The sequence below is a fragment of the Achromobacter sp. T5-5 genome (genome assembly GCF_055397965.1).
In genome coordinates, this window is record NZ_AP027919.1 from 4,346,622 (window position 1) to 4,357,445 (window position 10,824).

The window sequence follows — 10,824 nt, forward strand, 5'->3', positions numbered from 1 at the left end:
CGGCGCGCCCGGTTCAACCCAGCACCGGGGACAGCAGCGGCTGCTTGGGCCGCACGTCCAGCGCCCGGCCCTTGCGCGCGCGCTTGCCGACATACACCGCCAGCGCGGCGCCGACCAGGATGTCCTCGGTCATCTTGTTGCGGTAGATGCCCGTGGCGCGCAATCCCAGCGGACCGATGGGCACGGTCTGGTCGAGCTTGTCCGCGCCGTCCAGCCCCATCAGGATGGTGCCGCGTCCGCCGCCAGACAGCGACTTGACCTCGTCCAGCCCGAACACCAGGAACTTGCCCTTCTGCGACAGCAGCGCCAGTTGCACGGCGCCCGCAAACAGCGGCACCGGACGCAGCAGTTCGTCGCCCTCTTCGAGCGTGATGAACTGCTTGCCCGCCCGCTGGCGGCTGACCATGTCCGACAGCTTGGCCGCGAAGCCATAGCCGCCGCGCGTGGCCAGCAGCCAGCGGCTGTCGCTGGCTGCCGCGATCGTATGGACGATACGCGTGCCGGATTCGAGGTCGATCATGGTGGTGACCGGCTGGCCGTCGCCGCGCGCGGACGGCAGGCCGGACACCGGGACCGAATAGACCCGGCCATTGTCGCCCACCGCGATCAGGGTGTCGGTGGTGCGGCACTCGAAAGCGCCGTAGAGGTCATCGCCCTGCTTGAAGCCGAATTGCGCGGCATCGTGGCCGTGGCCCTGACGGGCGCGCAGCCAGCCCTTCTGCGAGACGATCACGGTGACCGGCTCGTCCAGCACCTTGGTTTCGAGCACGGCGCGCTCGGCGGTCTCGATCAGGGTGCGACGGTCGTCGCCGTACTGCTTGGCGTCGGCCTCGATTTCCTTGATCAGCAGGCGCTTGAGCGTCGTGGGGTTGTCCAGCAGCTCCTGCAGGGAAACCTGTTCCTTGCGCTTGTCGGCCAGCTCCTGTTCGATCTTGAAGCCTTCCAGGCGCGCGAGCTGGCGCAGGCGCATTTCGAGGATGTCCTCGGCCTGGCGCTCGGACAGCTTGAAGCGTTCCATCAGCGCGGCGCGCGGCTCGTCGGATTCGCGGATGGTTTGGATGACCTCGTCCACGTTCAGGTAGACCACCATGCGCCCTTCCAGCACATGGATCCGGTCGATGACCTTGTCCAGGCGGAAGCGCGTGCGGCGCACCACCGTGTTGGTGCGGAACGCCAGCCATTCGACCAGGATGTCGCGCAAGCCCTTCTGGCGCGGCCGGCCATCGGTGCCGATGCACACCAGGTTGACGGACGAACTGCCTTCCATGCTGGTCTGCGCCAGCAGCGTGTTGACGAACTCGTCGCGGTCCACGCGCGAGGTCTTGGGTTCGAAGACCAGGCGCACCGCAGCGTCCTTGCCGGACTCGTCGCGCACGGCGTCCAGCAGGTTGAGCATGACGGCCTTGGACTGCGTCTGCTCGGGCGTCAGGCTCTTCTTGCCCGTCTTGACCTTGGGGTTGGTGATTTCCTCGATTTCTTCCAGCACCTTCTGGCAGGAGGTGCCGGGCGGCAGTTCGTTGACCACGAGCTGCCACTGGCCGCGCGCCAGTTCCTCGAATTGCCAGCGCGCGCGCACCTTGAGCGACCCGCGGCCGCCGCCGTAGATCTGCGCGATGTCGGCCGCCGGCGTGATGATCTGGCCGCCGCCCGCGAAGTCCGGGCCGGGGATCATTGCGTACAGTTCCTCGTCCGGCAACTGCGGCTGCTTGATGAGCGCCACGCACGCCTGGGCGACTTCACGCAGGTTGTGCGGCGGGATCTCGGTGGCCATGCCCACGGCAATGCCCGAGGCGCCGTTGAGCAGCATCACCGGCAGCCGCGCGGGCAGCATCTGCGGCTCTTGCTGGCTGCCGTCGTAGTTGGGCACGAAATCGACGGTGCCTTCGTCCAGCTCGTCGAGCAGCAGCTTGGCGATGGGGGTCAGGCGCGCTTCCGTGTAACGCATGGCGGCGGCGTTGTCGCCGTCACGCGAGCCGAAGTTGCCCTGGCCGTCGATCAGGGGATAGCGCAGCGAAAAATTCTGCGCCATGCGCACCATGGCGTCGTACGCGGCCTGGTCGCCGTGCGGATGGTATTTGCCCAGCACGTCGCCGACGACGCGCGCGGACTTCACGGGCTTGGCGCCGGCGCCCAGTCCCATCGCCTGCATGGCGAAAAGAATGCGGCGCTGGACGGGCTTTTGTCCGTCGCCCACGTCGGGCAAGGCGCGGCCGCGCACCACGGACACCGCATAGTCCAGATAGGCCTGCTCCGCGTAGCGCGCCAGCGTGATGGCGGCGTTGTCATCGCCATCGCCGCCGGGCGGGTTGGAGTCGAACAGGCCGGGTTGATTGCTGTCGGTCATGATGGTTTCAGGTAGACAATTTCATCGAAACGGCGCCAATGCGCCTCAGGCGGACGCGGCCATGAGCTGCGTGTCGGCGACGTGCGCGCGCAATTGGGCGCGCACCGCCTGCAGCGTGGCGGCGTCCTGCCCGCGCTTGGGAATAATCACGCCCTGCAGGGTGCCGAGGATGACGTACAGGTGTTCCGGGGTTTCCTCGACCCGGCGCACGTCGGTCCAGTCCATGCGCCCGGAGGCGGTGGCGGTGGTGTCCGTGACGCCCTCGGGGCCGAAGTCCAGCTCGTGCCGGCCGAGATACAGCGTGTCGGGCTGCCTGGCCAGCATGCGGCGCGTGTTCATCCTCACGAGGCCGGGCAGCAGGTATTCATAGGACAGCGCCAGCAAGGCAAGGATGCCCAGCCCCACCGCCAGCCCCTGGAAGTACACCGGCAGCAGCAGGCCCCAATTGGGCCCTTTGCCGTCCCAGGTCTGCCACATCAGGTAGGCAAGCAGGGCCACGATCATCAGGATCGCAAAGCGCAGATGGGACCGGTAACGGCGGCGGCGCAGTTCCGGCCGCTTGTACACATAGGCGGCAAAATCCGCGTAGTCGTCGGCGGTCAGGTCGACGACCATGCGGGCTTGCCCGGGCGCGGACGGCGTCATCAGATGTCGAGCTCCGCCAGGTTGCCCTTTTCCTCGATCCACGCGCGGCGTTGCGAGGATTCGCCCTTGCCCATCAGCATGTCGAACATGCGGGTGGTGTCATCGGGCGTCTGGTCGCCGTAGCCCACCGGCAGCAGGCGGCGCGTGTCGGGGTTCATGGTGGTTTCCCAGAGCTGCTCGGGATTCATTTCGCCCAGGCCCTTGAACCGGCTGACCGACCAGGCGCCTTCGCGCACGCCTTCCTTGCGCAGCTTGTCCTGTGCGGCCTCGAGTTCGCCTTCGTCAAGACAGTAGATCTTGCGGGCGGGGCGCTTGCCCTGGGCCGGCACGTCCAGGCGGAACAGCGGCGGCTTGGCGACGTAGACGTTGCCCGCCTCGACCAGCTTGGGGAAGTGCTTGTAGAAGAGCGTCAGCAGCAGCACCTGGATGTGCGAGCCGTCGACGTCCGCGTCGGACAGGATGCAGATGCGGCCATAGCGCAGGCCGGACAGGTCGGGGGTATCGCCGGGACCGTGGGGGTCCACGCCGATGGCGACCGAGATGTCGTGGATTTCATTGTTGGCGAAGAGACGGTCGCGATCGACCTCCCAGGAGTTCAGCACCTTGCCGCGCAGCGGCAGGATGGCCTGGAACTCCTTGTCGCGTCCCATCTTGGCCGAGCCGCCGGCCGAGTCGCCCTCGACCAGGAACACTTCCGTGCGGGTCGCGTCGCTGGATTCGCAGTCGGTCAGCTTGCCGGGCAGCACAGCCACGCCCGAGCTCTTGCGCTTTTCGACCTTTTGCGCCGACCGTTGGCGCGCCTGCGCCTGACGGATGGCCAGCTCAGCCAGCTTCTTGCCATATTCGACGTTGCTGTGCAGCCACAGGTCCAGCGCGCTCTTGGAGAAACCGCCAACCAGACGCACGGCGTCGCGGCTATTTAAGCGCTCTTTGATCTGGCCCTGGAATTGCGGATCCAGCACCTTGGCCGACAACACGAAGCTGGCGCGCGCGAACACGTCTTCGGGCAGCAGCTTCACGCCCTTGGGCAGCAGGCTGTGCAGCTCGGCAAAGCCCTTGACCGCGCCGAAGAGGCCTTCGCGCAGCCCGGATTCATGGGTGCCGCCCGCGGGCGTGGGAATGAGGTTGACGTAGGACTCGCGCACCGCGTTGCCGTCCTCGGTCCAGGCCACCACCCATTGGGCGCCCTCGCCTTCGGCGAAGTTCTCGTGGTCGGCGCCAGCGTACTGTTCGCCTTCGAAGAACGGCACCATCAGCTCCGCGCCGGCCAGGGCCTCGGCCAGGTAGCCGCGCAGGCCGTCCTGGTACTGCCAGGTCTTGGTGTCCCCGGTTTTTTCGTTGACCAGCGAGACCTTCACGCCCGGCAGCAGCACGGCCTTGCTGCGCAGCAGGTGCGTCAGTTCGCCCAGCGGGATGTTCGGGCTGTCGAAATATTTGGCGTCGGGCCAGACGCGCACGCGCGTGCCGGACTTCTTGCGGCCGCCCTGGTCGTAGGGCGCCAGAGGTTCGGCGACGTCGCCGCCCTTGAACACCAGGCGGCTCACGGCGTTGTCCCGCCAGACGACGACTTCCAGACGGGTGGCCAGCGCGTTCGTGACGGACACGCCCACGCCGTGCAGGCCGCCGGAGAAGGCGTAGGCGCCGCCGCCGGCCTTGTCGAACTTGCCGCCCGCGTGCAGGCGCGTGAAGACCAGTTCGACGACGGGCGCGTTCTCTTCGGGATGCAGGCCGACGGGGATGCCGCGCCCGTCGTCCTCGACGGACACGCTGCCATCGGCGTGCAGCGTGACCTGGATCTGTTTGCCGTAGCCGGCCAGGGCCTCGTCTGCGGCGTTGTCTATGACCTCCTGCACGACGTGCAGGGGGTTTTCGGTGCGGGTGTACATGCCCGGGCGCTGGCGCACGGGCTCCAGCCCCTTCAGGACGCGGATGGACGCCTCGTTGTAACGTGGAGTGGCCAAGTTATCCCCAACATCTGTGGAAAAAAACCGACATTTTACGGACAAGCCTAGATTCTGCGCGGCTCCCGGTGGGATGCGCACGACCTGACCAAGTCCGATTTCGGTAGGATGATGACAGTCACGACCGGCGCACCGGGGTTCAGTGACCCGGATCGCGACGGCCGCGCCGCAACATCCTACACAAATCCTGCAAACCCTGTTGTTATTAACAGTGGTATGCCTGTTGTTATTGACAGTGGTATGCTTGAGCCCATTCCACAAACAAGAACAACGGCAAGGCGCGTCTTAACGCGCCTTTTGCTGCCGAACCGAGAATCACCATCATGAGCGACCAAATCAAGAACGTCAGTGACGCGAGCTTCGATGCCGATGTGTTGAAATCCGGCCAGCCGGTGCTGGTGGACTACTGGGCTGCCTGGTGCGGCCCCTGCAAGATGATTGCCCCGATCCTGGAAGAAGTCGCCACCGAATACGCGGGTCGCCTGACGATCGCGAAACTGAACGTGGACGAAAACCAGGGCACGGCCACCAAGTACGGCATCCGCGGCATTCCTACCCTTATGCTCTTTAAAGACGGCCAGGCGGCCGCCACCAAGGTTGGCGCGCTGTCGAAGTCGCAACTCACCGCATTCCTGGACGGCGCGTTGTAAACCGCGTGCTGTAAACGAAGGCGCCGCCGCTGAGGCGGCGCTCATTCAGTACCGCGCGAGCCCGTCCGTGGCGCGCCGCCAGAGCCCTCCTTTACTTTTCCCCCAAACTCACCGCGATGCACCTCAACGAACTGAAGGCGCTGCACGTCTCGCAGCTGCTCGAAATGGCCGCTGGCCTGGAAATCGAGAACGCCAACCGCCTGCGCAAGCAGGAACTGATGTTCGCCATCATGAAGCGGCGCGCCAAGCAAGGCGAGCAGATCTTCGGCGACGGCGTCCTGGAAGTCCTGCCCGACGGCTTCGGTTTCCTGCGCTCGCCGGAAACCTCGTATCTGGCCAGCACCGACGACATCTACATTTCTCCGTCGCAGATCCGCCGTTTCAACCTGCACACCGGCGACTCCATCGAAGGCGAAGTGCGCACCCCCAAGGATGGCGAGCGCTATTTCGCGCTGGTGAAGGTGGACAAGGTCAACGGCGTGGCGCCCGAGGCGATCAAGCATCGCATCATGTTCGAGAACCTGACGCCGCTGCACCCGAACCGCGTCATCCGCCTGGAACGCGACATCAAGAGCGAGGAAAACCTCACCGGCCGCATCCTCGACGTCTTCGCCCCCATCGGCATGGGCCAGCGCGGCCTGATCGTCGCCAGCCCCAAGTCCGGCAAGACGGTGATGATGCAGCACATCGCGCACGCCATCACCACCAATTACCCCGACGCGGTCATGATCGTCCTGCTGGTCGATGAGCGCCCCGAGGAAGTGACCGAAATGCAGCGCACGGTGCGCGGCGAAGTGGTGGCCTCCACCTTCGACGAGCCCGCCACCCGTCACGTGCAAGTGGCCGAAATGGTCATCGAAAAGGCCAAGCGCCTGGTCGAAATGAAGAAGGACGTCGTGATCCTGCTGGACTCGATCACCCGTCTGGCCCGCGCGTACAACACCGTCGTGCCGGCCTCCGGCAAGGTGCTGACCGGCGGCGTGGACGCCAACGCCCTGCAGCGCCCCAAGCGCTTCTTCGGCGCCGCGCGCAACCTGGAGGAAGGCGGCTCGCTGACCATCCTGGGCACCGCGCTGATCGAAACCGGCAGCCGCATGGATGAAGTCATCTATGAAGAATTCAAGGGCACCGGCAACTCCGAAGTCCACCTCGAGCGCCGCCTGGCCGAAAAGCGCGTCTACCCGTCCATCAACCTGAACAAGTCGGGCACCCGCCGCGAAGAGCTGCTGATCGCCCCCGACCTGCTCCAGAAGGTGTGGGTGCTGCGCAAGTTCATCCACGACATGGACGAAGTCCAGTCCATGGAGTTCATCCTGGACAAGATGCGCGCCACCAAGACCAACGCCGAATTCTTCGACATGATGAAGAAGAAGTAAGCAGGCCGTCCGCGCCCGCAGCAGCCACAGCCGCAGCCGCCCTGAATGGGCGGCTTTTCATTGCGCGCAAGATCTTGCCAGGGGAGCGTCCGGCCCGCCGCCCCCCTTGCGCACCGCCTCAATGCTCGATGAACTCCGGCATCCGGCGCGGCATCGAATCGGCCGGCCGCGGCGTCTGCTTGGGCGGCTCCTTGCCGGCGCTTTCGATGGGCTCGACGCGCGGGTCGTCCCAACTGCCCGTCACGGAATATTCCATGGTCATCGCGCGCGCGAGCGGCTGCTTGAGCAGCCACTGCGTCACGAAAGCCCCCAGGCCGATCAGCGGATTGACGGCCAGCGCGGTCACCATTGCCGCGCCGCTCGCATCCAGGTTGGGGATGACCACCGCCTTGAGGTCCCAGCGCTCCTTGATCAGGTTCACCCCACCGGCCAGCACGATGGCGGCGACCGGCCCGTTGATCTTGTAGCCCTCGGTGGTCAGCATGCCGTCGGCCACCTTGACGTGACCGCGGATGGTGTCGAAGGGAAACCCGTCGCGCAGCAGGTTGGTGGGATTGACGTCCAGGCGCGCCAACCGTTGCAGCGATTGCAGCGACAGCAATTCCAGCAGGCGCGCCGTGCGCGAGTTCACGTGCATGAAACGGCCGTTGTCCAGGCTGACGATCACGTCGCCCTGGACGTCCGCGATGTTGTGCGTCCAGGGCAGGTTGCGCCAGGTCGCCTTGCCCTGGACGGTGCCCTTGCCGTTGGACACGACGTTCTGGAAGCCGAGCCGGTTCATGAGCTCGCCGATGTTCTCCAGCTTCAGGGCCGCGTCGACGGCCAAGCCGCGATCCGGTCCTTCCAGGCGCCAATTGCCCGTGGCGTTCAAGGCCGCCGAATCATTGGTGATGGACAGTTTGTCCAGCCGCCACTGCCGCCCGCGCTCGAGATTGGTGCCGGTCACCTGCAGCACGCCCAGATTCCTGCCATACAGCAGGAATCGTTCGGACTGCAAGTCGATGGCGGGAATGTCCGACAGGTCATTGCCCGACGCCAACGCCTTGTCGGCCTGATTGGCGTCGCCCTCTCCGCCGAACGACAGGTGCTTCAGGCGAGCGGTGATCTGCCCCGCAATGGCGCCCGACGCCTCCCGCCACGCCAGCGTGCCCGCTGCCTGGCGCGATTCCAGGTCGACGTGCCACTGCGCCGGCGCGGGACGCGTCGCGTACAGCGTCAGGTCATTGAGCGTGTAGCCGCTGGTGCGCAGGACGCCGGCCGCCAGGCTGACGCGCTCCGGCTGCGGCAGGATCGGCTTGGAAGGGGCCCGGCCCTTGGCCGGCGCCACGCTGAATCCGTCCGACACCGCCTCCCACCCGTCCATGTCCAGTTCCGGAAGGCTGGCATTCAGGCTCAGCCCGCGCTCCGGCAGGCTGGCCGGCCGCCCGATGCCCAGGGCGCCGCGCGAGAAATAGGACGCCGAGCGATCGGCCGGATCCCGTTCGAAAAGCGCGTTCACGTTTTCGCCCAGGTTGGCCGTCAGCCAGCGCCGGTCCCGCGCGCCGCGGTCCTGCGCCGGCGCCCATTGCACCTTCAGCGGCTGGGCGGACTTGGCGGACTTGCCCGCCGGCGCCGGCATGTCGATCGCCATGCCCACCAGGTCGGATTCGGCCGAAATGTCGATGGCGCCGCCCTTCTGGTAGCTCAACCGCCCCTTGTAGGCCGCCCGGCCCGAAAAGCGCGACATCGAGGGGGCCCGGCTCAACTGCGACAGTCCCTCCCCCGTCAACGTGCCGTCAAAGCGCAGGACGTCCGAGCCCTTCGCCAGCGCGCCCAGGATGGTGACGGGTCCGCCCAGGAATTGCGCCCGGATGCCCTTGGTCTGCACCCCTTTTTCGGAAAACTCCAGGTCGCCGTGGATCTGGCTGAGCAGCGGAATCTCGGGCATGAAGGTGAAGGAATTGTCCGAGAACCTGATGGTCCCCTGCACCTGCGTGTCGTCCGTATGCAGCAGCGGCACCTTCAGCTCCAGCGGCATGCGCCAGTCGCCCGTGCCGTGCGCCTCTTCCAGCGCGCCGTCCAGCAGTTCGCCCAGCGGCGAATTCGCGGCCAGGGCCAGATAGGCCGCCACCGGCCCCGCGGTCTCGCCGGTGAGCTGGAGCTGCGAGTTGTTTTCCATGTCGGGAATGGACGCCTTCACGGCGCCCAGCGTGATGGTGTGACCGGGACCCGTATGAGCCACGGCGCCGCCCGCGCTGTCCAGCGACAGGCTCACCTTGTCGATGCGGAAATTGCCCGACAGGTTTTCCAGCATCGGCCAGCCCTTGCTGTGCGGCCGGGCTGGCGCGTAGTCGACCTTGGCGCCGGAGTACCCCCCCGCGATGACGAATTCGCCCGCGGCGTCCGGGGCGCCAAACGGAAAGTCGTCCAGATCGCCCTTGAGGGTGATGGCCGCCGAATGCATCTGTCCGGCCGGCAGGCCGGTCGCCAGCCATTCCCGGGCATCCGCGTTGACCTCCAGCGGCAGATAGCGATGGATGGCCGGCATGGACCCGCGGACCATCGTGCCGCGCACGTCGGCGCTGCCGGCGGCGGTCTTGCCTTCCCGGCGCCATTGGCCCTGCAGGCGCACGTCCAGGTCGTCGTTGGCCACGCGCAGTTGGGCCACGTCCACGAACCAGCTTTTCGGATCCGGGCCCTTGACCCGGGCGTCGAGCTCCAGGTCGTTCGCCAGCAGCGTGGGCGTTTCGAAAACACCCGGCACCGTCACGCGCAACTGATGCAGCGCCCCCTTGACCGCGACGTCCGGCGCGCCCGCGCTGCGCGCCAGCGGCAGGCCATCGATCTGCACGAAATCGCCGGGCAGCGCCGACATCCGCACCTGCCCCGAGCCGCCCTGGACCGCGGGCCCGTCCGGTCCGGACGTCCAGGAAACGCCGCGCATCGCGACGTCGCTCGTTACCGTGGTGAACTTGCCATGGTCGAACTGCCACCACGCCCGCGCGGCCAGCCGCCCTGCCACCGGCGGCACGTCCACCCAGGGCGCCCAGGCCAGCGGCTCCACGTCATCGGCCTGGACAAAGAGCTGGCCGCTCCAGTTGGCCGGCTTTTTGGCGTCCGTCGCGAACAGGCTGCGGTTGAATTCGCCGCGCAGTTCCAGCTTGTGGGCGAGCGCGGCGCCCGCCGATGCCTGCAACACGAAACGGTGCGACAGATTGCCGTTGCGCACCAGAAGGTCCACGCCTTCCAGCGTCAGCTCGGGCGCCTGGCGCAATTCGTCCTGCCAGCGCAGCGTGGCGTCGCGCACCAGCAGCTCGCGCTGCGCCGCCAGCCAGCGCAGGCCGGGATGATTCAGGTCGGAGGCATGGTCGCTGGTGTTGAGGTCGATGTCCTGCCCGGCCACCCACAAATGATTGGATGGGTCCCGCCGCAGGATCAGCTCCGGCCTTTCCACCCGCAGGCGCACCAGCGTGGGCGACAGCGACAGAATGCTGCGCCAGGCCACCACCGCGGACACGGACGGCAGGCTCAATACCGGACCGGCCTCGTCGTCGTGGACCTGGACGGAGGCAAGATCGAGCCTGGGATTGAGCCCCTGCCAATTCGCGTCGATCGCGCCGATCGTAACTCGGGCGCCCAACGCCTGGCTGGCGTAGGCTTCGATCTGAGGGCGCCATTGGTCCACCCGCGGGAGGACCCAATAGCGCACTCCCAGAAACCCGATGGCGACAACGCCATATACGATCAGCGCGGCCCAGAATAGGCTGCGGAGCACTTTTTTTGGAACAGACACGGATCAGTGGGCAGGAGGAGAGGTCTTGCAGTATCGTCCCCACTTATACCTGAAACACGTCCATCCGTCTGCCGCC

General features: G+C 66.5%; 6 protein-coding genes. 2 read left to right on the top strand and 4 right to left on the bottom strand.

Annotated elements, in window-relative coordinates:
* Positions 1-13 precede the first annotated feature (13 nt).
* The 3 genes from parC to ACZ50Q_RS19730 are packed head-to-tail and all read right to left on the bottom strand — an operon-like array spanning position 14 to position 4,950.
* Positions 14-2,344, bottom strand: coding sequence for a DNA topoisomerase IV subunit A (parC, locus tag ACZ50Q_RS19720; protein ID WP_092582259.1), 2,331 nt, complete (start codon positions 2,342-2,344; stop codon positions 14-16).
* A 45-nt stretch (positions 2,345-2,389) separates the two neighbouring features.
* The gene (locus tag ACZ50Q_RS19725; RefSeq protein ID WP_092582260.1) at positions 2,390-2,989 is read right to left on the bottom strand and encodes a YcxB family protein; all 600 of its coding nucleotides are present in this window, start codon (positions 2,987-2,989) and stop codon (positions 2,390-2,392) included.
* Complete coding sequence (locus tag ACZ50Q_RS19730; RefSeq protein ID WP_464079354.1) at positions 2,989-4,950, bottom strand: DNA topoisomerase IV subunit B; 1,962 nt, start codon at positions 4,948-4,950, stop codon at positions 2,989-2,991. The genes ACZ50Q_RS19725 and ACZ50Q_RS19730 overlap by 1 nt, the downstream gene beginning before the upstream one ends.
* 323 nt (positions 4,951-5,273) lie before the next feature.
* On the opposite strand from ACZ50Q_RS19730, the gene trxA reads away from it, so the two are divergent.
* Both trxA and rho read left to right on the top strand, forming a co-directional pair.
* Entirely contained in the window at positions 5,274-5,600 is a 327-nt protein-coding gene (gene trxA, locus ACZ50Q_RS19735) for a thioredoxin TrxA (protein ID WP_006218534.1), read from the top strand.
* A gap of 116 nt (positions 5,601-5,716) precedes the next feature.
* Positions 5,717-6,976: a transcription termination factor Rho gene (gene rho / locus ACZ50Q_RS19740; protein WP_043541410.1), complete on the top strand. Its 1,260-nt coding sequence runs from the start codon at positions 5,717-5,719 to the stop codon at positions 6,974-6,976.
* A gap of 118 nt (positions 6,977-7,094) precedes the next feature.
* Here rho and ACZ50Q_RS19745 read toward each other — a convergent pair whose 3' ends face one another.
* The gene (locus ACZ50Q_RS19745; protein WP_464079355.1) at positions 7,095-10,730 is read right to left on the bottom strand and encodes a YhdP family protein; all 3,636 of its coding nucleotides are present in this window, start codon (positions 10,728-10,730) and stop codon (positions 7,095-7,097) included.
* Positions 10,731-10,824 lie beyond the last annotated feature (94 nt).